Raw genomic sequence first — 24,442 nt, forward strand, 5'->3', positions numbered from 1 at the left:
GGAATCATCACTCGAAGCATTGACCTTTCCATGCGGAAGGTGCGCGCGATTGATCGATTTGCGAGCAGGCGAGGTCACCGCAACATCCGCAGCAGAACCGCTAACGTAGATGCTCAGGCAATTGCGGCTCACGACCGACCAGGTCCGCAAAGAAGGGGCCGCAGTCCTGGCCGTTACGGCTGGCGTCAAGCCCGTCGAGTGCTTCCGAGATCAGTCTTGCTTCATCCTCATCCAAGAGTCGCACGGCGGTGTCGATATGAACGAGCACCCTAGCGCCGACCGGGGCGCAGTAGAGCAGCATGACCGAGACACGCCGCTGTTCGTTGCGATACTCACAAAGTGCCGTGATGTCGTCCGTCTCAACAATCATCATTGGTAAGCCAAGGCACATGATCAATCGCGGGCCGCTAGATCGGCTGCGCTCCCATCTCATAACTTGCATGGTCGATACTGTTCGCCAACAGCCGTTCTGATGCAGGCAGCGGCGCCGTTCGCGGTGCAGCCGGCGAGCCCCACTGCGTCAGGATTTTGCAAGCCAATTCGATTGCCGGCGCAATCTGGAAGCGCACCGGAGCTGTCAGAGGACCACCCCAGTGCTGCAGGTCCAGCGCCTGACATCCGATGAGAGCGAGTTCTCGCGGGCAGCGGCCAAGCAGATCGGCCGCACTCAAGACCTCCTGAAAGCCGGTCTGATGTAGGCTTATCTTCTTGGCGCCGGCAAATTTTGGCACCTCGGCATCCCGCATGAGCTTCAACTCTCCGGGCGGGAGTGCAAAGTCGATAGCATCGAACACGATCAGGCAATCGGCCTGCTCAAGATAGCTCACGAGGTAGAGCCCCTGCGTGCCGCCATCAAGGATGGTGACGTTGTCAGCGACTACATAGCGGCGATGGAACTCCTCTACCGCCCGCACGCCGAACCCCTCATCGGCCCACAGGATATTGCCGATGCCAAGCACAAGGATCCGTTGCTTGTTCTCCGGAACTAGTAACCGCGTGCCATTCAATCGCGAAACTCGCGCTCACCCGAAATCATGGAGGAGATGCTCCGGCGCGACATGATGTCCTCCCGGATCACTGCGTAGATGTGAACCAGAACAAAGACCAAGATCACCCACAGGCCGAGATGATGCCAGGTATGGACGTCCTGGCTATTCGGCCAGATTGAAAACACCCAGCCGAACAGCCTGTCCTGCCAACTGTCGCTACCGGCGCCCTGCCCATAAAGTGCAAAGCCTGTGACGATCATGAACGTGACGGTTTGCGTAAACATAAGAAACATTGCGAGCTGAGCCAGGGGGTTGTGCCCGACGCGTCTGTCGGGCTCAACTGCAAGGAACCCGTACCGGCGAATCTCTTGGTGCACCTCGCGCCAAAAGCACCCGCGCCAGAGCGGAACACAAAAGATCTGCGTGGCATGTCGATTTCCAATCAAGGCCGAGTAAATGCGCAGAACAAAGCCGACGCTAAGGACATATCCCGCAGAGAAATGCGCAAATCGGATATAGCCGAACAGGAAATTGCCGCTTGCTTGTCCCGACATCGCCGGTGTGCCCGTTCCAATCAGATAGCCGGTTAAGGCCAGCATCAGAATGGCCGCCGCATTGACCCAGTGCCACAGTCGCACCGGCGCGTCATAAACGTAGACGCCGCGATGGCCGATGCCGCGCTCGGCCGGTGTAGCATCGACGGCAGCGGGGGGCTGCCGAGCCTCGTTTCGCATGTCCCTAACGAACATTGACTAAAGCCATTTCTTGGCCGTCAAGACTCATCACATGGGTCGAGCACGCCAGGCACGGATCAAAGGAATGGATCGTACGCAAGATCTCCAGGGGTCGCAGCGGATCGGCCAACGGGGTGCCGATCAGCGAGGCTTCAAAGGCGCCAATATTACCCTTGGGATCACGAGGAGATCCGTTCCATGTCGTCGGCACGACACATTGATAGTTGTCGATCTTTGTGTCCTTGATCTTGATCCAGTGTCCAAGCGCACCGCGCGGCGCCTCAGCGAAGCCGTAGCCCATGGCCTCCTTGGGCCAGCTTTCCGGCTTCCATCTTGTGACATTGGCAGTTGCCGTATTGCCTGCCTTAATGTGGACGACCAACTTATCCTGGAAATAACGCAGCTGATGCGCCGCCCACTGACATTCGAGTGCCCGCGCCGCGGTACGGCCGAGTGTCGAGAACATCGCCGTCAGGGGAAGATTTAGTCCCTTGAGCAGTCTGTCGGCCGGCTCCTTGAACTCGGCTTTGCCCTGCGCATAACCGATGATGTATCGCGCTAAAGGCCCGACCTCGACGGCGTGGCCGCGCCAGCGCGGCGCTTTGATCCACGAATACTTGCCGCCTTCGTCGAGTTCCTTGATACTAGTCTGACTGCCCTTGACTCTTGGCCCGAGCTCGAAACTCGGTTCGGTAATGCCATCCCATGGATGCAGTCCACAGCAATCGCGCGGGTATTTATACCACGAATGCGTGACGAACTCCTGGATCTGCTCCGGATCACTATGGTCGATCGGCAATATCTCCGTGAGGTTGCCATCAAGGATCACGCCGCGCGGCAGCTTGAGATTGTTCGAAGAACAGTCGTTGGCGTTTTCGAGGATGTCGCCATAGGACATTACGCTTTTGCTTGAAAGTCCGCCGCCATGGAGCCAATCTTTATAGAACGAGCCGATCATTGCGACGTCGGGCAGATAGACCTGCTCGACAAACTCGATCGAACGGTCGATGATCGAGGATACGAGATTAAGGCGCTCCATGTTGATCGCACCCACCGCACCAGTTCCGTCGATGTTGATTGCGCAGGGCACGCCGCCGACCAGCCAGTTCGGATGCGGATTCTTGCCCCCATAGACGGCTTGGATTTTGACGATCTCCTTCTGGAAGTCGAGCGCTTCCAGATAATGCGCCAGGGCCATCAGGTTCGCCTCCGCTGGAAGCTTGTAGGCCGGATGCCCCCAATAACCGTTCTTGAAGGGACCTAATTGCCCTGATGCGAAGAATTTAGTCAGCCTGATCTGCAGATCCTTAAAATAGCCAGGAGACGACAACGGCCACGGCGAGATGGACTGCGCCAGCGCGGAGGTCGACTTGGGGGCGGCCTGGAGCGCGGAGACCACGTCGACCCAATCGAGTGCGTGCAGATGGTAGAAGTGTACGAGATGATCATGCACGAGCAAGCACAGCTGCATGATGTTTCGGATCGAATTGGCATTCTCCGGAATCGTGATCCCTAGCGCATTCTCAACCGCGCGCACGGAGGTCAGCGCATGGGTGCCGGTACAGACACCGCAAATCCGCTCAGTAAACGCCCAGGCGTCGCGTGGATCGCGCCCGCGCAGGATGACTTCGATGCCACGCCACATCGTCCCGCTCGAAACAGCATTGCGGATCACGTTGTCGGCATCGACATTGGCTTCGACACGCAGGTGGCCTTCGATGCGCGTCAACGGATCGATGACAATCCGCTTCCCGGAGCGATCGAGATTGAACCCATTTGGTATCTGTGCGGCCACCGTCGCCCTCTTCTCAATTCCGTTTACTTTGGTGGAGCTGTGCGATCCGGCTTGTTGGTCAACCGCTTCACGGCGGTGACCGCCGCATGGGCGGCGACGGTCAGCCCAACCACCCCGGCAGCAGCCATACCAATCTGATCGGCGTTCTTCTCAATGCCGAACTGCTTGATGGTCGTGAGTCGGTCGTAAAACGAACCCTTGTCCCAAAAGCCGTCTTCGGAGCAACTGAGGCAGCCGTGGCCGGATTGAATCGGAAATGAAACACCGCCGTTCCACCGAAGGGCCGAACAGGCATTGTAGGTGGTCGGCCCCTTGCAACCCATCTTGTAGAGGCAATGACCCTTGCGCGCGCACTCATCGTCCCACTCTTCGACGAATTGGCCGGCGTCGAAATGGGAACGTCGATAGCATTTGTCGTGAATACGCTCGGAATAAAACATCTTTGGGCGCCCTTGGCGATCGAGCTCCGGAAGCTTTCCGAACGTGGTGATGAAAGTCACCAAGCCGCTCATGACCTCTGCGATAGGCGGACACCCAGGCACCTTGATGATCGGCTTGTTCTTGATCACCTGATCGATCGGCGCAGCGCCAGTCGGATTGGGCTTGGCCGCCTGGACGCATCCCCAGGACGCACACGTGCCCCAAGCGATGATCGCCATCGACTCTTCCGCCATCGACCTGAGCCTTTCAACGAACGGCTTGCCGCCGTCAATACAGAACATGCCCCCCTGCTTCAGCGGCGGATTACCTTCGACCGCAAGCACATACTTGCCTTTATACTTGGCGCGGGCTTCCTCCAGGATGGCTTCAGCCTGCTCTCCTGCCGCCGCCATGATCGTATCGTCATAGTCGAGCGAAATCATCGACAGCAGCATGTCTTTGATCAGCGGATGGGCCGAGCGGATGAAGCTTTCCGAGCAGCAGGTGCACTCGAGCCCGTGCAGCCAGATCACGGGTACGCGCGGCTTGGTCTCCAGGGCGTCGGCAATAGTGCTTGCGGCAAGCGGACCAAGTCCCAAGCTTGCGGCAGTCAAACTGCAGAATTTGTGGAAACTACGACGCGTGATGCCCTGACGTCTGATCACGCTATAAAGCGTCTCCGTTGCCCCACCCATGAACCCTTCCATGTGAGTCGTCGTCGGCAGTAACGAACCGCTGACGCAGCAGCAAGAAACAGGCCATCGGAGCGCAACGCTTGACTGGGTGCCAAGCCAGCCTTTCGACTCTTGTCCTATCGGCGAGCTGGCCAGCAAGCCCCAGGCTCGCGCCGTTGAGTCCGGTCACGCCAGTAATGTCGGGCTTTGAACGTCGATGTGAGAACTTCAACAGAGCAGCACCATGATTTGCCAATCCAGGGCGACCACGTCATACCCTCTTTTGCACGATCGGAACACGCGCGCGCATACCGGTCGTTGAATGAGTTGGTGCAGTTGACGGGCACCGTCCATCTCAATCAGACTTGCTCTCTGCGGGCCAAATGGGGTTCGATCCGCGTCATAGTCCGACTGCGGAAACACGCCAAAGTGGCCGGCCCAGCGCCGAACAGAACGCGAGCCGAGCCGCGCAGCGCACATGCTTTGATCTGCAAGGCGGATCGGTCCGATCTGCGTGTCATTCAATGTGGCTGCCGCACGGCATTACCAAGGGATCGGGCGCCAAGATGTTCTAAAGCGATCATCTAGGAGAGCATCGCGCGGGCCTGCGAGCGTCTCTTCGCGATGCCGGAAGCGTCACGTTCGTTCCTAGCACCGGCGCAATCCGGCCGAGGATAGCAGCTCCGGCGCTGAGTTCAGTCCTCGGTGTCCAGCGGCACCGCCGGTTTCCGAAACTGTCGTCGGGCTCTTTCAACGCCGGGCGAATTATCGAATTATTCCAGCATAGACGATGTACTGGACTTGTTCGCGATAGTACTTGCGGATTTCTCCGGGCGCGGCCGTTCCGACCACCACGATCAGACGCTCCTTCGGGTCGCAGAAAAATTGTGTTCCGTAAGCGCCGGTCCAGGTGAACTCACCTGGATTGCCCGGAACCGCCGAGATACCCTCGCTTATGCGCACAGCCACTCCGAGTCCAAAGCCGAAGCCGGCACGATGCGCCTCCACATTGGCGACCTTATTCTTGATCTCCGGCCCGAGGTGGTTGGAGATCATGTGGCGCACCGTCTTCGGTCCGAGAATGCGCTGCCCATCGAGCTCCCCGCCGTTTAGCAGCATTTGCCCGAAGCGCACATAGTCACCGACTGTCGCAAACGCGCAGGCTCCTCCGCAGTCAAACATTGTCGGACTTTCGAGGAGCTCGATCTCTTGAGGCTTTCCAGTCAGCGGGTCGTCTGGAAACGGATGCGCGAGGCGCTCGCGTTGTGATGTGGATAAATGGAAAGTGGCATCCTGCATCCCGATCGGCTTCCACAGGTTGCTGGCAAGATAGTCGCCCAATCGTTGTCCGCTGACCTGTTCCACGACAGCTCCGAGCACGTCGGTCGAGAAGCCGTATTCGAATTCCGTCCCCGGTTGGTGCGCTAGCGGCAACTTGGTAATGGCCTGGATGAAGGCCTGCTTGTCACCCTTTAGCGGCGGGGCTGCAAAATCCGGGTAGAGACGCGCCACTTGGTCTGGACTATCTGGAGGCGCGCCATAGGTGAGACCTGATGTGTGCCGATAAAGATCGTGGATGTAGATCGGAGAACTCTGCGCTTGATACCGCAACGAACCCTTAAGCCGTGGCACCGCGACCTTCATGTTTCCGAATTCCGGGTAATAATCCGTGAGCCTGCTCCGTAGAGGCAGGCGACCTTGCTCCATGAGGGTGAGCCCGGCAACGGCCACCATCGGCTTGGTCATAGATGCAAGCGCGAACATCGCATCGAGCCGCATCGACGATCCTTTTGCAGGATCAAGTTGGCCATACGCCTTGTAATGAATCAGCTTGCCGTCTCGGGCGATTGCAACCACCGCGCCCGGCACGCGCTTGCTTTCGATCTCACGATCGAAGAACTCGTCTAGCTTGGCAAGGCGTTGCTGAGAAACTCCAACGTCAGCGGCCATGGCCTCGGGCAGAGGCGCTGAATGCACTGAATTGAAGCTGATTCCAGCAACCACTGCGGCCATAACAAGCTTGTTCATTCTATCCTCGCCAATAGACGGAGCTGGCTTGTGCTGCTCCAGCTCTGGCATGTCTGGTCCTCATGTGCTTCTCCTGGCACAGCGTCTGTCGAGGAGAGCTAAGGTGAAGATGATCGCAAAAGCGAACATCACCATACCGCCCGCAACCACACTCGCCTCTCGCCAGCGTGATGCCTGGACGTAGTCTATGACGTAGGCTGACAACACCTTGGTGCGGCCAGGAATATTGCCGCCAATCATCATCACGACACCGAATGTGCCGATCGTATGAGCAAAGCCAATCACAGCGGCTTTGACAAACTCCAATCGCGCCAGCGGCAAACCGATGGTAACGAAGGCATGCAACGGAGAACCCCGCGCCGCAGCTTCCAGCGGAGGGTCGCCCATCGCAACAAAGGCGTTGCGGATCGGCTGCACCACCAAAGGCAGCGCCGAGAGCACCGATCCGACTACGATTCCTGCGAAGGTAAAGGCGAGCGAGCGCTCGCCCCAGAAAGAAGCGAGAAGCCCCCCCGGTCCGCCGGGCCCGAGCAGAACGAGGACACAGAAACCGAGTGCCGTCGGCGGTAGCACCAGCAGAAGCGTGATGATCGCTGCCACCGCCTCGCGCAGAACAGTATGTGAACGCGCTAGCCACCACGCGAGCGGCGCACCAATCACCAAGAGGATGATGGTCGTCACGCTGGCGAGCTCGATCGTGAGCGCAACGGATTGCCAAATCTCTGCCGAAAACGCATCCATAGGCGTCAGCCCCCCAGTGAGAGACGGTCGCCGTCTCGGGGCAGTGATCGCCTACACATCCGGCGCGCCGAGGCATGGGGCGCGCAGCGCCTCTTAGTGGTGCGGACCTTCGCAGCGACCACTACATTGACGCGCATCGCTTTCGCGAGCAAGAGCAGCGTCGCAAACTTCATGGGAAACTCCTGTCACGGGGCTGCTTCGACCGGTCTTGACGGCGGCAGCTCCTCGGTCGTTATCCAGCAATCTCTGTGCCGCTTGCGCAATGTGGTGCGTTCTAGGCTCAACGTGAGAAAATACGCACAGACGACGAGTTCGCTGTGGAGTGAATCTTGCGCTCTGTCAGGTTTCCGGCATCTTTGTTCCCGAGCAGACAGCGACGGCACAATGATGCGGCAGGGTTTGACGCCCTCAGGTTTGTTATTGGATCTTACGGCGCTTCATGGTCACTCGACGCGATCCTTAAGTGGATTCTGTTTCGAAAATTGCCCCGGTCGTTTAGAGTTCGCTCGAACGCGGGCGCGGCTGAGCGCAAGCACAACCCGCCACAGTCCCATTTACGATAATGGGCGCGGCTGGTAGCAAGGGTATCGGAATTCGTGCCTTGCTGGACATTGCCGCAAAGGACCTCCAAGCAGCGACACCTTCATCCGGTATTCATGTGCGCACCGTGATAAACGAGCGCACAACCTTGCGACATGCAGCTAGTTGTGCCGGAGACAGGACCTGCCGCCGAAAACGGTTTGCAGCGACCTACAGAGCGTCCGGGCGGTGCCGTATATCGACCGTGATAGTGCCCCGGGCGCGAGAGACACATGCACAGATCTTTTCGTTCGCGCGTTTCTGCGGCGCGCTGAAGAAGACGTCACGGTGATCAAGCTCACCGTCGATCTTGATGATGTCGATGGCGCAAACACCACACTCGCCGCGCCGGCAATCCGCAATCACCTCGCAACCGGATTCATTGAGTACGTCCAGCAGCGAGCGATCACTCGGAATTTCGATTTCGAGGTTCCTATCGACAAAGCGAACCCGAAATCCTTCAGTCGGCAGCGAGCCGCTCGACCCGAAGGTTTCATAGCGCAGGTCGGACACCGTTCGTCCTGCGCTATCCCAGGCCCGGCGCGCAGCATCGAGCATCCGCATCGGACCGCACAACATGGTCAAGGCGTCAGGCGGCAGCGAGGCGAACAGATTATCGAAATTGAGCCGGCGCCCCTCATTGCCTACATGGACAATAAGCCGCTCGTTCAGCAAGGGGGTGAGGACATCCAAATAGGCGGCTTGCTCGCGCGAGGGCACAGCATAATGCAGCGTGAAATCGGCATCGCGGCGGGCAAGCACCTGAGCTGCCCCAACCAGTGGCGTAATGCCGATGCCGCCCGCGATCAGGCAGTAGTGCCGGCGCGCCCAGTCGATCTGCAGCAATGAGGCAGGCAATGTGATGCTCAGCCGCGCACCCGGCGCAAGGGACCACATGTACCGCGAGCCGCCGCGGGTGTCCTCGGCGCGGCGCACCGCGATACGATAGCCGCCTCGGTCGGCTTCGCCGACCAGCGAGTAAGACCGCGTCTCTGGGCGCCCATCGATAGTGACAGCGACATTGATATGGCCGCCGACCGGATAGATCGCGCCATCAAAGCTTTCCGGTCTGATTAGCAACTCGCGGATCGAAGGCGTCAGATCGCGCGTCGCGACAAGGGTTGCCGGTATCCAGCTTTCAATGAATCGCATGCAGATTCCTTTACTCGCCTGCCATCCTGATAAGCGCCAGCCCCGGCAGTAGGTCAAAATGCGTCTTTTTCTGGAGCACCAAGCGCAAATTGCGCGCCGCCACTCGCGCATGCTCGCGCATGATCGCCTCAGCGCGCGCACCTTCGCGGTTTTCGATTGCGTCGATCACGACGCGGTGTTGATCTTGCGCAATCATGAGCGTGTCGCGCGCGTCCGGCAGTGTCGATTGGGTCATCACAAAGCCGCTTGGGGAGGCAAAGGGCAGCGCGGAGGCGCGATCCACCTGCCGGATCAAGGGCGGGCTACGCGACAATTCGGTCAACATGGCGTGAAGGCGCGCATTGAGTGCGACGTAGGAGGAGAAAGCGTCCACAGAGATTGGATCCTGCCGCACCACGCCGTCGATCTCGTCAAGGCATCGTTTCAGGGGCTCGAGATCGCGCGACGAAGCGCCGCGCTCGGCTGCAAAACGAGCGGCGAGACCTTCGAGCGTGCCACGCAGCTCGATCGAATCTATGACATCTCGCTCCGAGAACGTCTTCACCATGAAGCCGCCAGAAGGAATCGCTTCCAGAAGTCCCTCCTCCTCCAGGCGGACCAATGCCATTCGTACCGGGGTGCGCGAAGCGCCGGTCGTCTCAACAGCCTGCAATTCGGAGATCCGCTCGCCCGGCCGCAAGTCGCCGGACAGGATCAGATCGCGCAAGCTGAGCTGGGCACGTACAGTTTGTGAGACGGAGCGATCGCTTTCGCGCTCGGCCATGCCCTACTCCGCGGCCTGCCGACTGTGCGATGGATTCTCGGCGTCGATCATCCGGTCTACCAGGCGGCGGGCCCACATTGCGCCCGCATCGATATTAAGATTGTAAAAGGCGCGGTCAGGATTTTCGTCAATCGCGCGCTGCTGCGCCTCGAGGAGGACCTCGTCCTCACGGAAGATGCCAGAAACGCCTTGGCGGAGCTCGGTGGTCAGGCGCTGTTCGTTTAAGCGATAATTGCGCACAAATGCCCAGAAATAATGGCAGCTCGTTTCCGTTTCGGGCGTGATCGTGTTGAGCACAAGACCATTGACGCCGGCAGCGCGATTGCCTTCGGGCGCGCCGGTTCCAGTGGGCGCCACACCGACGTCGATATTGATCGTGCACGGGGCTTCGAAACGAATGATTTGCCAGCGGTCCACCGGACCGGGTTTTTGCAACTGCTTGGCCCAAAATGGCGGCGCGGTAATCCCCTTCATCCAGCGCGTTACGGTGGCGGTCTTCTCCCCATGAGTGACGTCAAACGGCGCTTCCGCGACGGCGTCATTGCCGATACTGGCGCCGTGCACAAAAGTTTCGTGCGTCAGGTCCATGAGATTGTCGATAACCAGACGATAATCGCATTTCAGATGAATGGTATCACCATCGCCGGCCCAAGCGGGATCATCGTTCCAGTGCATGTCCGGCACCAAGGCCGGGTCGGCTAGCGCCGGATCACCCATCCATAGCCAGACGAAGCGATGGCGCTCGACGACGGGATACGCACGCACACAGGCGGAGGGATTGATCGTTTCCTGCGAGGGCATGAAGGTGCAGCGGCCCTGCGCGTTGAATTTCAGACCATGATAGCCGCAGACAACGCTGTCGCCCTCAAGGCGGCCTTTTGAGAGAGGCACTAGTCGATGCCAACAGGCGTCCTCGAGCGCCACCACTTCACCATTGGTGCGCCGATACATCACCACGTGCCTGCCGCAGATCGTGCGCGGCAACAAGGCCTGCTTCACCTCGGCATCCCAAGCGGCTGCGTACCAGACATTCATCGGAAAGCACCGGCTCACGTATCAACCCCTTCAGCTCTGGACACTACATGTATACAATATCCGGCAACTTCGGTTGAAGTGTGGCCGCAAATGCGTAATTGAGTGGCAGGCCCGGAAAATGTGTATACAGAAAAGGATCCTAAATCGATATCGCCAGCCAAGCATCGGCTTGGGTTAGCGCGCGGCAAAACGGCAGTGCCCGCTGAGTCCGACCTCGCCGGCGCGCATGCCCGACCGCATCTCGCCCCAGAAACTGCGCTGACCTCATATGGCGATCTGCTAGGTCCCTAACCTGATCGGGCTCTCAGCACGGGGCACTGCCTGGCCGGCAGCACAGCCCTCCCCCTTTGCCGGGATCGGACGTGGAGGCCATAGTGCCGAGACCGGCCCGCACTCTCGAATCATCTAGTGCGTCGCGCCCGCGATCTTTGGCAGCCCTGCGCCATATGCACGGCGCTTCTCAAGCATGCGGCTCCAGATAAGCGCAACCTCCAGCGTGCGCAGCAGCCGCTGCGATCGCCCGAGATCGGATCGAGCTTGATACCTCCAGGTGAAATGGGCAGCGCGAATGGCAGCACTTTATTAATGCCGACATCATGCAGAAGCGCGCCCCGAAGCGCTAGCAAAATCCGATGGGCGACATTCGACACCCAAGCTGAAGGCGCCATTGGTCCGTGCGATCCGGCCGCGAAAGTCGGTAATGGCCTCCGCCAATTCGCCGAAGCGCGCCTCTGCACTATTTACGATAGTGGCAGCCCCTCCCCCAATGCGCACGGATGGCGTGAAGGCGCGTTGCTCAAGCATCGCGCATGCTTGAGCAATCCGATCAAAACCACGGAATCAGTGCGCCCATTCATGTTGCGCCGCGGCAGCCGCGCTGCATGCGCCCGTGCTCGAAGATTCTCATCGAACGACGATTCGGTTCTGTAGCGCGCGCCTACATGCGGGAGCTTTCGCAGCATGTGCGGTGTTCTCATTCGATTTGAAGCCCCTATGTCAACGCCGGCGGCGCCACACCCCTGGCCAACCGCGAGGCCGAGCAGCGGCGACGGTAGCCCGTCTTGAGGTGCCACGTTGCCACTGAAATCGGCAACAGACGGAAGGACTTCAAGGGTCATAAGATTGCTTCTTCTTGGAAGACCTCTGCGAGCTCTTGTACGCACAAGCAGATGTCCGCCTTCTGCTGAACTGTGCGGTCACATCACCTGGAGACAAATGCCCCGCGAACGAACATGCTTTGCCGCTAGCGAAAATGCAGCGCTTCCATTTCAGAATTTGTAGGCAATCGGGTTCTAGATCTTCGATGTGCCGGACATCCATTGCGTGAATGCCTACGATCGAAACTATCGATTTTACCAATCTCACGCAGTGTTGCATCAATCTTATCAGTCAGCGTATACCGATCACGCTAGGCTTCTAGGTCGAGAAGTGCCCACCCTACGCCCAGCCGACCAAAGATGCGTATTATGCCGCCACGTCATGTTCGGGCTTGCGACCGCGGTGCGAGCATTTGATTCGAGCCAATGGCGAGTTTATCCCCGAACACTTGATTGGCCGCAGATCGGGCATCTGGTGCATATCTTGCTTAGCGAAAAAAGATAACCTACTGGACGCCTGCCTTTGGGATGACGCGCCGCCTCGCGGATCGTCTTCAATCGGACACGGCTAAAACAACGAGCCTCGCATGATGCTGTCGCCTCTCAACGACGCGGCGGCTTGCATTCGAGTATATTCGGGAAGGAAGCGTCATGACCACCATGGCAACCGCGGCACCCGCGCGCGCGTCGCAGACTTGGTATAAGATCCTCTACATCCAGGTGTTGATCGCCATTGTGGTTGGTGCCTTGGTCGGTTGGCTGTGGCCATCTGTCGCGACCAACGATTGGGTCAAGGCGCTCGGTGATGGCTTCATCAAACTCATCAAGATGGTGATCGCACCGATCATCTTCTGCACCGTCGCATCCGGCATCGCGCACATTCAGGATGCAAAGAAAGTCGGTCGCGTCGGCGTCAAGGCATTGGTCTATTTCGAGATCGTCTCCAGCTTTGCGCTGCTGTTGGGCCTTATTATGGGTAATCTGGTCCAAGTCGGTCATGGCCTTGCAGTCAAGCCGGACGCTGCAGCGGTCGCCAATTACGTCAAGCAAGCGGAAGCCTCCAAGAGCGTCGATTTCTTTCTCAATATCATTCCCGATACCGTGGTCAGCGCGTTCGCTCGCGGCGATGTTTTGCAGGTGCTCCTGTTCGCGATCTTGTTCGGTTTTTCTATGATGGCGCTGGGAGAACGCGGGGAGCGGCTGCGCGGCATGATTGACGACGTCGCGCACGCGGTGTTCGGTGTAATCGCCATCATCATGAAAGCGGCCCCGATCGGAGCCTTCGGCGCCATGGCCTTCACGATTGGCAAGTTCGGGCCGGCGGCGCTCGGCAATCTGATCGGTCTGATCGCGCTATTTTACGTTACGGCTGCGCTTTTTGTCGTGGTGGTGCTCGGTGTCATCGCGCGCATCGTCGGCTTTTCGATTTTCAAGTTTATTGTCTATATCAAGGACGAGCTTTTGATCGTGCTCGGCACTTCCTCCTCGGAAAGCGCGCTGCCGCAATTGATGGAGAAACTTGAGCGGCTGGGCTGCTCCAAGCCCGTGGTCGGCCTAGTGGTCCCAACTGGGTACTCCTTCAACCTCGATGGCACCAACATTTATATGACGCTTGCTACATTGTTCATTGCCCAAGCGCTCGGAGTCGATCTCACCTTTGGCCAACAGCTCACGATCTTGCTCGTGGCAATGCTGACCTCCAAGGGGGCAAGCGGCGTCACCGGCGCGGGCTTCATCACGCTCGCCGCAACGTTGTCGGTCGTCAACCCAGCGCTGGTACCGGGTATGGCAATCGTGTTCTCGATCGACAAGTTCATGAGCGAGGTACGCGCCCTTACCAACATCACTGGCAATGGCATTGCAGCCGTGTTCGTATCCTGGTGGGAAGGCGAGCTTGAGCACGCGACATTGCACGCTCGGCTCGACCGGCTCACCACTGTCGATACAGGGAGGTAGGCCGCGGATCTTGGTCGCCGTCATTGCAAGACGCGTCGAATCCAAGCGCAACCGCATTCACGATTCTTCGTAGTTTAGGTCGGCATGCACCGTGCCTGATCTGCGAATCCGAGCTTTCTCCCAGGGCATCCCCAGAACGCAGCTCTTGCTCCGCGTCACGCCCTCGGCAGTCGCCTGTGAGGGGTTACCGCACGCGATAAGGAGCTGCAGTTTTAGAAAGTCATTTTCAAGCGTGGTCTTTCGAGGTCAGGCTTCTGGCCAGCCGGGCGCCTGTGCAATATTGCCGAGCCAGACAGTAAGGCTGCGAAAGAACGTATCCAGCTTGACGGACCAAGATGTTGGCCCGCCCACAAATGCCCGTGTGCGTGGTCAACACACTTGCCTCGCCCGGCCGACGAGGCGGTAGCGTCTTCCGTGCAACTCAGTACTACGGTGCGTATCAGATCGCGATGGATGTGATCAGCGCGGACTAGATTGGCACCTTGACAGAGACGAGGCAGCTCGCGGAAGCAAGTATCGGCTCGGCCCTCATATACCCCCCCTGGATTCCGGCTGACGGTTCGTCGGCACCGAGCCTGGGCGCACATGGCCGCGAGGCATAGATAGCAGTTGCATAACTTCGCCCTGCTATCTCGGCACATTACATTGCCCTCCCGTCCGCATGATCAATCGCGAGATGCGTGGTCCCGCAGCTTGCACCTGGCCTTGCCGGGTTCGACGAGGGGCCTGCTTTTTCGGCCGCGACGTCCTGGCTGAACTGAAGTCCTTGTCCTCGTCGCGGGTGCCACGGGGTCGCGGTCCTCGGCCGCAGCCTCGAATGCCTGCCCCAAAGGTCACCGGCGGCGGAGGAAAGCAGACAACCCAGCCTCGATGTACAGAGGTCAGATGCAATATTGAAAGGTTTAGGACAACTATACGTACGTTTGTAATGCGTCTTCCTTCGGCGCGTGCTGAGTTCAACAGAAGGCAATCAATCTCGCAACCGCGTACGAGCGTCTGTCGACACGGAAAGGATTGCCTCATTTTTGCCTAAAATGTTATAGCTCTCCCGCCGGAGAAAAGCCCGGACGATATAAAAATGCGTAGTCAGATCAGCAATTTGAAAGTTTCAGCCCCTCAGTTTACCTTCGGCAGCATAACGTTGGCCGTGGTAACGCTGGCTTGCTTGTACCTTCACGCGCAGTTCGCTGCGACGGCGTTCGCCTATTTGTTGGTCGTATTGCTTTTTTCGCTGATGGGCAGCCTCATCGCGTCATCCGCGCTTTGTGTCGTGGCCATCGTAGGTTTGGCTTACTATTTTGCGCCGCCAGCGTTCAGTCTGCGGATCGATGACCCACAAGATCTTCCGGTGGTCGTTGCGTTCTTCATTGTCTCGATCATTGGAACGCACCTGATGGGAAAAGTCCGCCAAGAAAGCCAAGCCGCGCGTGAGGCCGCAGCCAAGCTCCGGATCAGCGCGGCCGATTTGGAGGACCGCGAGAAACGCTGGCAAGCGATTTTTGAACACAATCCGGCCATGTACGTCATGGTCGACGAAGCCGGTACCGTCCTCAATACCAATACGTTCGGCGCGGCACAGCTCGGCTATGCGCGTTCCGAACTGATCGGCCACTCCATCCTGGGAGTCTTTCTGGAGGAGGATCGCGAGTTAGCTCGCGAATGCATTCGCGCCTGCCTTGAAGATATCGGTCAATCGCGAACCTGGGAGGCCCGGAAAGTCAGGAACGACGGCTCGGTACTGTGGGTACGTGAAAATGCCAAAGCCATGATCTGGGCTGATGACCGGCCCATTGTTCTGATATCCTGCGAAGATATCACCGAACGGAAGCGGACCGAGTCTGCCCTGCAGCGGAGCGAAGCACATTTGGCCCAGGCGCAGGAGCTGAGCCATACAGGCAGCTTCGGCTGGAATGTCGCCACCGGCGAGGTCTTCTGGTCAAAGGAGACGTTTCGAATATTTGAGTTGGACCCGCAGACCGTTCCGTCGCCGCACCTCGTCGTCGAGCGCACCCATCCAGATGATAGGGCTTCGGTTCAAGAGGTCATTAATCGGGCGGTGCGAGATCCGAAGGATTTCGAACATGAATACCGGCTGCTGCTGCCGGACGGCTCGGTGAAGTACATCCATGCGCGGGCACGAGCCACGAGAACCGCCAGCGGTGATATTGAGTTTGTCGGAGCAGCGACGGATGTTACCGCCGAGCGACAATCAGAGCAGAAGCTGCGCCGCAGTGAGGCCTATCTCGCCGAAGCCCAGCACCTCAGTCACACGGGCAGTTGGTCCTGGGACTTTCACGGGCTCGATTTTGTGTATCGCTCCGCCGAGGTCGATCGTCTGTTTGAGTTTGATCCGCAAGAGACTGTATCAATAGAGACCATTCGCTCGCGCATCCATCCAGACGACCTCCCCGGGCTCCAGGAGGCGCACCGCCAGGCTATCGAGCTCAAGAAAGATCGCTTCGAGCATGATTTTCGAATTCTTCTAAAAGACGGCGGGATAAGGCGCATACACTCCGTTGCGCATATCGTGGTCGGCAACGATGGCTGCGTGAGCGAACTGATCGGAACGCATATGGATGTGACCGAGCAATACGCCGCTAGAGAGCGCCTGGAAAACACACTGGCTGCGCTGCGCGAAAGCGAGCAACGCTTTCGCGATTACGCCGAGACGGCTTCCGATTGGCTCTGGGAGACCGGGCCAGATCACCAGGTTACGCGCTTGTCCGAGCACACCAGCACTGCGGGAATCTTAGCGACAGGATTGATGGGCCTGCTCCGCTGGGACATTGCGTGCGATGTGGAAGAGGAACCTGAGAAGTGGCGGCAGCACCGGGCCACACTGGAGGCGCATCTGCCGTTCCGGGATCTGGTCTACCGTACTTTCAACCGGACCGGATCTCCGATCTACGTTCGGACGAGCGGCAAGCCCTTTTTTGATGCGAACGGCAAGTTCCTTGGCTACCGCGGCGTCAGCACCGACATCACCGCTATTATTCGCGCAGATCAAGCCGAACAACAATTGCGGAAGGCACAGGCGGAACTTGCTCATGTGACACGTGTGACGACGTTAGGAGAGCTGACAACCTCCATTGCCCATGAAATCAACCAACCACTCGGCGCTATTATCAGCAACGCTGACGCGTGCCTCGGTTGGATAGGCCGCGAAACTCCTGATCTATCGGCGGCGCGCTCTTCGGTTGAGTGGATCATCGAAGACGCAATACGGGCAAGCGAAGTGATCCGTCGCGTGCGCACACTTGCGAAGAAGGGCGAGATCGAGAGGGCGCCGCTCGATATCAATGAGATCGTTAGGGACGTCATTGCGCTAGTGACACGAGAGCTGGTGAGCCACCAGGTGGCGTTAAGAACCGAGCTGACGGCAGCTCTCCCTACGATTCTCGGTGACCGGATTCAGCTGCAGCAAGTGATCATCAATCTGGTGATGAACGGGATCGAAGCCATGGACGCGGTCACGGACCGAAAGCGTGAGTTGCTGATTCAGTCGTCCATGGACGATATGGGGCACGTGCAGGTGGCCGTGACAGACTGGGGCGTCGGGATCGCCGAGAATGATGCGGACCGCGTGCTAGATCCTTTCTTCACCACGAAGTCCAGCGGACTTGGAATGGGTCTTTCGATCTGCCGGTCAATCGTAGAAGCTCACGGAGGACGGCTGTCCATGGTGCGCAAGCAGGTCCCGGGCGTGACATTCCAGTTTGCCCTGCCGTTGCATGAGGAGGTCGGCTCGTGACGCGACGCTTTGACTCGCCAAGCAGCAATCCCGAGACTTCGACAGCGGCAATCGTCTTCGTCGTCGAGGACGACATCTCCATGCGTCGGTCGCTCACTAACCTTTTTCAATCGGTGGGTTTGGACGTCGTTGCATTTGGGTCGGCCCGCGAGATGCTGCAGAGCGCACTTCCGGATGTTGTTAGCTGTCTGGTTCTTGATGTCCGGCTCCCAGGCTTGAGCGGCCTGGAGTTCCAGACTGAGCTAACGAAGTCGAACATACATATTCCGATCATTTTCATTACCGGCCATGGCGACATTCCCATGAGCGTCAGGGCGATGAAAGGAGGCGCGGTCGATTTTCTTACCAAACCGTTTCGCGATCAGGAATTGCTTGACGCGGTGATTGCCGCGACCGAGCGCGACCGCAAAAGACGGCAGGCCCAGCAAGCCGTCGCAACCCTGCAGTCCCTATTTGAGACCCTAAGCCCGCGCGAACAGGCGGTGATGAAGCTGGTCGCTTCCGGCCTGATGAATAAGCAGGTAGCCGCTGAGCTTGGGCTCGCTGAGATTACGGTCAAGATCTACCGGGGACACGTAATGAGAAAGATGCGTGCCCGCTCACTGGCCGATCTGATCAGAATGGCTGAGACTCTGGGGATCGGAGCCAATCGTTCTGAACAAACCTAAGTATGATTTTACAATTTCGTCACTCGAGCCCACTTTTCGCCCAGGGTGGCTAATGCCTCGGCAGCCGTTAGTCCCGCGCCAGGAGAGATCGTCTTGTCCACGCCTTTGATTTCTGTCGTTGACGACGACGCATCTGTCCGTGCGGCGACGGAGAACCTATTGAAATCGCGCGGCTACATCGTTCAAACATTTACATCGGCGGAGGATTTTTTGAGATCGCCGCGGTTGAACGAGACCTCTTGCGTAATTACGGACGTGCAGATGCCGGTTATGAGCGGCTTGGACCTGCTGGCGGAAATGCGGACCCGCGGTTATCGGGTACCTTTCATTTTCATTACTGCGTTCCCGAACGACCGCGTGCGCGCCTCAGCCTTGAGCGCAGGAGCGATTGGCTTCTTGGCCAAGCCCTTCGCCGGACATACACTGATCGAGCACCTCGATGCCGCACTGAAGGAAAACCGCAATGGAGGACGCACTTGAAACGATCAGCCGGCGGCGAGTCATTTCAGCCCTGAATGTTGAGATCCGGTCGCGAGCTCGGCGCGATCTTATTGAAGCGGGCTCTCCGAAATCAGCCGGCACCAACGGTAGTCGATGTCGTACTGCCTCTTGGCCCGTGAGTTGTCCACCAGGCATCAGGCCGCTCAGAACGACGTTGCCACCAAGGGTCGGCATACTTGGCACCTCTAGGCCCCGCTCGTCTCTGCTTTTTGGCACTTCAGGTGACCTTGCGCAGAAGTTGTTCGACAAGCTCAAGCGCTTCTTCGCTCAGATTCGTAGCAGCTAAATGCGATTGCGACATACCGCCTGGCGCAACAAAAGAGCTTCGTTCAACTCAGAAGCTCCCTGTGGGGCCATCGTGAGAAATCATGGGTGTTTTGGGTGATATTGATTGGCGCGCGAAAGCTCTGCGCGAGCTCCTTCGGCTACGGCGCCAGTCGGCACAGTTTTGCCCTGCTTGTCTATGGTGCCTGGCATCGCTCCGCGCTTTTCTTCAGACCACCCCCTTATAGTGGCCTCTTCGACCCTCCCCACTCTTGTTTCCAGCTGGTAGCTGAAGTATCGCGCGTCGTCGGAATCTCGGGTTGTTCCATAGTCTTCGGCAACTTCTGCAGTCCGCCTTGCTCTAGCGGACACGAACTCGGAGCACTCTTGCGGGTTTATCGGCGATGTACTTGATCTCGTCGCCATGATAGGCCTTCACGGCTTCCCGGAATGATCTGCGATCTTCGAATTCTATCACAGGAGGAGTTGAAACCAGCAAATACGGTCTCGTTGCTGATGATGAGCTGCCGCTTGACCCAGATTCGGCTGACCGCGTGTTGGCGAACGCATCCGCAAAGCTGTTTGCATCCGCTTGTAGTCAGCTTCGGCGAAGGGCGGCGATTGGTAGTAGTACGAGCCATTGATGCGATTATACATGGCGATTAGTGCTTCCGTCGGGCATAGATTTCTGCACTTGGTCAACGGCCTGTTCTCATGTTGCTGTCAAGGGGCTCGATCAAGCGGAACCGCTTCCGGCTGAGCGTCCGGACGCTGGACTTCGAAGGTGCCCACGGTAGGAGGCAGGGCCAAAGACGACGGTTGATCAAGCTCTCATGCGCGGGTTGGCTACGGCATGACCGTGGTTTCGTCTTGGGGCTGCCTCGGTCTAGGAGCGAGCGTCGGCAATGCCGGCTCATAACAGGCCACGAGGATTCCCCACGGCACCCTGCCTCCTGCCCTGGGCACCAGATATGGTCGAGCAGCGTTCTTTCAGGCGACCGGCCCGAGAGCTGTACTTGCCGAGTGATCGCCCACAGGAAGCCGACCATCTCGCGTGCAATGGCAGTGGTGACGATCACCTTGGGTTTGCCGGCCGCCGACAAGCGGCGATAGCGGGCGCACAGCCTGACCTGGGCCGTCCAGGCGATATCGCGGATAGCTTGAGGCAGGCGCTCGTTACGGTCATGGAGCTTGCTGACGCGGGCTTGCATGCGATAGGTCCACGCCCCTCGATCAGAGCCCGCCTGTCCAGAGCGTTGCCAGCCTTGGTGATGCCGCCGCGTCGGATGGTGACGCCGCTCGAATGCTCTGACGGCACGAGGCCGAGAAAGGTCATCAACTGTCGGGGATTGTCGAAGCGGGAGAAGTCGCCGACCTCGGCAACCACCGTCACGGCAACGATGAAGGCGACGCCGCGCATGGCCTGCACGGCCTCTACGAACGGCGTCATCGACCATTGTGGCGCCAGCTCCTCGATCCGCTTGGTCAAGCAGTCCACACGGGCCTCAGCGTCGGTCACGGCATGAATGTAGTCCTGCAGAACGATTTGGCCCGCCGGGTGATCGAAGCGCACCGTGGTGAGCCGGCGACGATAAGCCAGAGTCCGCCCCCCTCTTCCCGGCATAGATGCGCCCATGTCGCAGCAGGAAGCCTTGGAGATGTTGCCGCGCCTTTCCGAGCACACGCATCACCGTGGCGCGAGCTCTCACCAAGTCGCGCATGGCTTCATGCGCCGCATCCGGAACCCACACGGCTGTCAGCTCGCCGCTCCGGTGCAGCTTGGCCAGCATCGCCGCATCGCGCCGGGCAGTTTTTACCCGATCGCCGGCCTTCATCGGGATCAGCGAGGGGGCCACCACGATGCAGTTGTGCCCCAGTCCCGTCAGTTGTCGATGCAGGCCATATCCGCAGGGTCCGGCTTCGTAACAAAAACTTACCTGCCGGTCACCCTTGCCAAGCTTCTCCGCCAGCTTGTCGATTTGATCGGCGTGATTAGGGATGATCCCCAAGTTACGAACTTCACCGCCGCGCATCCCTTCCGCCACTGCGACCGAAATCGTCGCCTTGTGCACATCCAGCCCCACGAAAATGCTATCGTTCATCAGGCCCGCTCCCCATGCTTGAGGCTCGGCGCCGGACCATGCGGCGCAACCCTCGATGGAGCTTGCCGCGGGGCGGGCCGCCCGTCACCTCAAAGGGCAAACATAGGGTCTAGGCCGTGTGGAGTTGATAGGCAGCCTGGCTTACGAAAACCTGGCGGTGGATTCCGCTAATCGTACTTCACTCTGGCTTGCTTGCTTCCAAACGAGCACGGCGCACGCTCAAGCTATTGGCACTCAGTAGGTTTGATGAGGCCGCGAGCAAGTCCTAGAATGCATCTTCACAACCAATTGGATCGTTCGATGTTGGCTTGCTGACTCCAAGCGGATCGTTGGCTTTCCAAACTCCCACCGCACCGCCTCATATCCCGTTCTTCGTTTGGATGCTTCAGTGCAGGTCGTAAACGGGGCGTCTTAAATAGATTGACGATGTCAGGCTTTGACCGGCGATATCGCCTATCTAACTGCGGCTCGTGGAAGCGCGCCCTTTGTCGGCGTCAGCGCTCATTTATCCAAATCCGCATTTCGCCTTCGCCGCGGTTAGCCCAGCTGAACCACGGAATGAATGTCAACCGCTGCGGTTCTAGCTGTCCAGGCACCTTGTCGTAGTGATAAAGTGCCGCTTCTTCGGATTGCGTGTGTTGCAGTCGCACTCCGTCAGCCTGCAGCAAAATCTTGCCCTTGAAGAGACCAGTTCCGTCGACAAGCGAAAACTGGCTGTCTGCATGAAGCCAAACGTTGTGTAACTCGGTCCCGTTGTCGACTTCCTCAAGGCAATAAACTAACGGGCCACGCTCTATGGCCACCTTGCCGGCCAAATTGCGAACTTGCGGATAGCCGTAGACGCGACGCACTTGCATCGGCAGCAATAGTTTGACGCGATCTCCCTGCCTCCATGTCCGGTGAATGTGCAAATAGCCATTTCGCGGCTCGCAATTGATACGTTCTCCGTTCAGGCTCGCCGTCGGCGCGCTGCACCATTGTGGTAGGCGCAGAGCGAGCGTGTGAGAAATTGGCAGTGCGGATTCGACGGCGATCTCCACCTCGTCTTTCCAGGGATAGTCGCCGTTCACGAGCAGTCGCAGCTTAGCCCCGCCGACCGACATTTCCACCCTATTGCCGACGTAGAGATTTACATAGAGCGCATCGGCGCGGAGCGTATAGATATAATGACCAATCGATGCGAAAAGCCGTGCGATGTTCGGTGGACAGCACGCGCAGCCAAACCAGGGCCTTCGCACCGGCGAGACATGATTATAAATGCCATTAGCCCTCAGCGTTTTGGGATGCATTTCGAGCGGGTTAACATAGAAATAATGACGACCGTCGAATGCGATACTGCCGAGAACGGTATTGTAGAGCGCGCGCTCCATCACGTCGGCATATTGACCATCCAGCTCCATCTCCAGCATACGACGCGCGAACATCATTAGGCCAATGGATGCGCAACTTTCCGCGTACGCGGTATCGTTCGGCAGATCGTAATCGCAGCTAAACGCTTCGCCCGCGCTTTGCGAGCCGATGGCTCCGGTGATATAGATCTGGCGCTGCACCATGTTTTGCCACAGCCGTAGGCAAGTCTGACGTTGCTGATCGTTCTGACGCAGACGCGCAAGATGCGCTACCCCAGTCATGAGGTATACAAAGCGAACCGCATGGCCGGTGGCAGTCCGCTGCTTGGAAAGTGGCAAATGCGCTTGGCTATATGCTTTGTTTTTTAACATCCAGGGCAGGCCGCCTGATTCGGTGGCACAGGATTGCCGGCGCTTCTCGTACTCAATGTCGTAAAAATGTGGCTCCGAGCCGCGTTGCTCCACGAAAAAATGGGCTAGCGTGAGATATCGCTGCTCATGCGTCACTTCGTAGAGGCGCGTCAACGCAAGTTCAATTTCCGGGTGGCCATCGTAGCCATGTAGCTGATCGCGTTCCGGGCCGAAAACCGTGTCGACGTGGTCAGCAAGTCTGCAACCAACCTCGAGCAATCGCCGTTTGCCAGTCGCCTGAAAGAAAGTGACACCCGCTTCAATCAAATGGCCGGCGCAGTAAAGCTCGTGGCACTCCGCTAGGTTGCTCCAGCGCTGCCGAGGCGCGTTCAGTATGAAATAGGTGTTAAGATAGCCATCGCCACATTGGGCGGCCGCAATCAATTCAATCAGCTCGTCGGCAGCCTTCTCCAGCTCTGGATTGGGTGCCTGGCATAGTGACCAAGCAACCGCCTCAAGCCATTTTGCGACGTCACTGTCCTGAAAAACCGTTCCATGGAACTCGCCTCTCGCATTTCCTGCGGCGATGCGGAAGTTCTCCACCGCGTGGCTCGGTATCGCCTCGGGATTGCGATCGTTCAGCACCTCCCATTGGTAGGGAATTGCCACTTCCCTTACCAACTGCTGACATTTCCCAATCAGCGGATCCAAGACGTGTAGGTTGTGAAGATCGATTTCGGCCACATTCCGCTCACTCATTTCGTTCCTCCCTGGTGGGTCGGAAGGACGCCTAGCAAGGCAAGCCAACTCACCATGATTGCGTTGCTGGGGTTGCGGCCCTGAGGTTTGCGGCTGCACAGTCCTATTCCCGAAGCGAGCGTTGCAGTGACAGAAATGGAGAGGGTTCTCCTGCGGCGTCGTACGACCAGACACGTGCGGGCAGCGGCTTGTTCGAGGAGCGGGCCAGCAATTCCCATGCCGAGAATGAGGGCTGTTCTTCTGGTCGATCCGATCTGCGGCTCTGCGATAAGCGTCCGTTGGTCCGCCCAACTAACCGGATTTACCAGTCGAGCTAAATCCCGCATCGCTGCAGCGCTGGGTCGATCTGGTATACGAACCGATCGGCTGTCCCAGGGCAGATAATCGCCCACGACCCCGCCGGCCGCAGATACAGCCGGAACGCCCCTTTCGTCGCGACAAGCCGCCCGCACCTGATCCGAGGCCTTTCAATACGCTGCGCGGGAATGTCCGGTTACGAACAATCCTTTGATGACGCGTGGCAGGTGGGCGGACCGCAGGGCGCGTGAAACCCAAGTCGGATCGAATGGGCCGCCGCCGCGCAGGATTCAACGGAGACACTGGGGCGCTAATCCTAGGCAATCCCGACGGGTCGAAGCGCATGCTCCGTGAGCGTCACGAGAGGATCACCGGTTCCTGGGCTTGACCTGTGCGGAATGCTCTGGATAGCACGGTCGGGATGATTGACGCCGCCG

At 58.5% G+C, this 24,442-nt stretch carries 16 protein-coding genes and 1 pseudogene; 4 read left to right on the forward strand and 13 right to left on the reverse strand.

Annotation, left to right across the window (positions count from 1 at the left end; all coding sequences use genetic code 11):
• Nucleotides 1–100 precede the first annotated feature (100 nt).
• From AKN83_RS26105 to AKN83_RS26150, 10 genes are all read right to left on the reverse strand, one after another.
• On the reverse strand, nucleotides 101–391 hold the full coding sequence (locus AKN83_RS26105) for a HypC/HybG/HupF family hydrogenase formation chaperone (RefSeq protein WP_050402936.1): 291 nt from the start codon (nucleotides 389–391) through the stop codon (nucleotides 101–103).
• A 16-nt stretch (nucleotides 392–407) separates the two neighbouring features.
• Complete coding sequence (locus AKN83_RS26110; RefSeq protein ID WP_050402935.1) at nucleotides 408–1,007, reverse strand: HyaD/HybD family hydrogenase maturation endopeptidase; 600 nt, start codon at nucleotides 1,005–1,007, stop codon at nucleotides 408–410.
• The gene (gene cybH, locus AKN83_RS26115) at nucleotides 1,004–1,723 is read right to left on the reverse strand and encodes a Ni/Fe-hydrogenase, b-type cytochrome subunit (RefSeq protein ID WP_050403044.1); all 720 of its coding nucleotides are present in this window, start codon (nucleotides 1,721–1,723) and stop codon (nucleotides 1,004–1,006) included. The genes AKN83_RS26110 and cybH overlap by 4 nt, the downstream gene beginning before the upstream one ends.
• A 4-nt stretch (nucleotides 1,724–1,727) precedes the next feature.
• Nucleotides 1,728–3,518, reverse strand: coding sequence for a nickel-dependent hydrogenase large subunit (locus AKN83_RS26120; protein ID WP_050402934.1), 1,791 nt, complete (start codon nucleotides 3,516–3,518; stop codon nucleotides 1,728–1,730).
• A 23-nt stretch (nucleotides 3,519–3,541) separates the two neighbouring features.
• Nucleotides 3,542–4,633, reverse strand: coding sequence for a hydrogenase small subunit (locus tag AKN83_RS26125; RefSeq protein ID WP_050403043.1), 1,092 nt, complete (start codon nucleotides 4,631–4,633; stop codon nucleotides 3,542–3,544).
• A 744-nt stretch (nucleotides 4,634–5,377) separates the two neighbouring features.
• Complete coding sequence (locus AKN83_RS26130; RefSeq protein ID WP_050403041.1) at nucleotides 5,378–6,640, reverse strand: serine hydrolase domain-containing protein; 1,263 nt, start codon at nucleotides 6,638–6,640, stop codon at nucleotides 5,378–5,380.
• 60 nt (nucleotides 6,641–6,700) lie between these two features.
• Complete coding sequence (locus AKN83_RS26135; protein ID WP_050402933.1) at nucleotides 6,701–7,381, reverse strand: molybdate ABC transporter permease subunit; 681 nt, start codon at nucleotides 7,379–7,381, stop codon at nucleotides 6,701–6,703.
• Nucleotides 7,382–8,131: 750 nt separating this feature from the next.
• Complete coding sequence (locus AKN83_RS26140; protein WP_050402932.1) at nucleotides 8,132–9,112, reverse strand: PDR/VanB family oxidoreductase; 981 nt, start codon at nucleotides 9,110–9,112, stop codon at nucleotides 8,132–8,134.
• A 10-nt stretch (nucleotides 9,113–9,122) separates the two neighbouring features.
• Nucleotides 9,123–9,875 carry a GntR family transcriptional regulator gene (locus AKN83_RS26145; protein ID WP_050402931.1) on the reverse strand — a complete coding sequence of 251 codons (753 nt, stop codon included), beginning with the start codon at nucleotides 9,873–9,875 and terminating at the stop codon, nucleotides 9,123–9,125.
• 3 nt (nucleotides 9,876–9,878) lie between these two features.
• Nucleotides 9,879–10,928 (reverse strand): aromatic ring-hydroxylating dioxygenase subunit alpha, encoded by a 1,050-nt coding sequence (locus tag AKN83_RS26150; RefSeq protein WP_050402930.1) that lies wholly within the window; start codon nucleotides 10,926–10,928, stop codon nucleotides 9,879–9,881.
• A 1,730-nt stretch (nucleotides 10,929–12,658) separates the two neighbouring features.
• Between AKN83_RS26150 and dctA the strand changes: the two genes are divergently transcribed.
• The 4 genes from dctA (at nucleotide 12,659) to AKN83_RS26170 (ending at nucleotide 18,862) form a co-directional block, all read left to right on the forward strand.
• Complete coding sequence (gene dctA, locus AKN83_RS26155) at nucleotides 12,659–13,963, forward strand: C4-dicarboxylate transporter DctA (protein ID WP_050402929.1); 1,305 nt, start codon at nucleotides 12,659–12,661, stop codon at nucleotides 13,961–13,963.
• 1,078 nt (nucleotides 13,964–15,041) lie between these two features.
• Entirely contained in the window at nucleotides 15,042–17,714 is a 2,673-nt protein-coding gene (locus AKN83_RS26160) for a PAS domain S-box protein (protein WP_050402928.1), read from the forward strand.
• On the forward strand, nucleotides 17,711–18,382 hold the full coding sequence (locus AKN83_RS26165) for a response regulator transcription factor (RefSeq protein ID WP_050402927.1): 672 nt from the start codon (nucleotides 17,711–17,713) through the stop codon (nucleotides 18,380–18,382). Before AKN83_RS26160 ends, AKN83_RS26165 begins: the two co-directional genes overlap by 4 nt.
• A 93-nt stretch (nucleotides 18,383–18,475) precedes the next feature.
• Nucleotides 18,476–18,862 (forward strand): response regulator transcription factor, encoded by a 387-nt coding sequence (locus tag AKN83_RS26170; protein ID WP_050402926.1) that lies wholly within the window; start codon nucleotides 18,476–18,478, stop codon nucleotides 18,860–18,862.
• Between the two features lie 387 nt (nucleotides 18,863–19,249).
• Here the strand turns inward: AKN83_RS26170 and AKN83_RS42255 are convergent, their stop codons facing one another.
• From AKN83_RS42255 to AKN83_RS26180, 3 genes and pseudogenes are all read right to left on the reverse strand, one after another.
• Nucleotides 19,250–19,573 carry a hypothetical protein gene (locus AKN83_RS42255; protein WP_488226121.1) on the reverse strand — a complete coding sequence of 108 codons (324 nt, stop codon included), beginning with the start codon at nucleotides 19,571–19,573 and terminating at the stop codon, nucleotides 19,250–19,252.
• A gap of 587 nt (nucleotides 19,574–20,160) precedes the next feature.
• Nucleotides 20,161–21,249, reverse strand: a pseudogene (locus AKN83_RS38605) (IS110 family RNA-guided transposase); the annotation flags it as partial.
• A 494-nt stretch (nucleotides 21,250–21,743) separates the two neighbouring features.
• Nucleotides 21,744–23,708 (reverse strand): glycoside hydrolase family 127 protein, encoded by a 1,965-nt coding sequence (locus tag AKN83_RS26180; RefSeq protein ID WP_050402925.1) that lies wholly within the window; start codon nucleotides 23,706–23,708, stop codon nucleotides 21,744–21,746.
• Nucleotides 23,709–24,442: the final 734 nt, after the last annotated feature.

The organism is Bradyrhizobium embrapense (assembly GCF_001189235.2).
GTDB classification, from domain to species: Bacteria; Pseudomonadota; Alphaproteobacteria; order Rhizobiales; family Xanthobacteraceae; genus Bradyrhizobium; species Bradyrhizobium embrapense.